Annotated in this window: 1 protein-coding gene; it reads left to right on the top strand. The window is 45.5% G+C overall.

The window, feature by feature from the left end; translation table 11 throughout:
• Positions 1 to 210 (top strand): hypothetical protein (locus tag AC0IW9_RS30685; RefSeq protein WP_471652087.1); only part of this gene is annotated, 210 nt, incomplete at its 5' end.
• Positions 211 to 279 lie beyond the last annotated feature (69 nt).

Consider the following 279-nt stretch of genomic DNA (forward strand, 5'->3'; position numbering starts at 1 on the left):
GAGCATGGCGACCTAATGGAGTTATCGGTAAGCGGTATGGTTCATGTACGTAGACCAGAGAAGCGAATTCGGATTATCAGATTCGATATATTGCGTTTCGATAGCTACATGTTTCGCCTTCTTGGCTTTGTTCGCGTCAACTTACGTCGACCTGAGTTTGGTGAGGATCCATCAGCTCAGACAATTCAAAACTCTCAAAGACAAATCTGAGACTGACAATCATATTCCAATGAGTACAGCAGACGATGAGCGGGCCATCCTTTGGCACGTTCTCTGGAT

Source organism: Belnapia sp. AC561 (assembly GCF_979252845.1).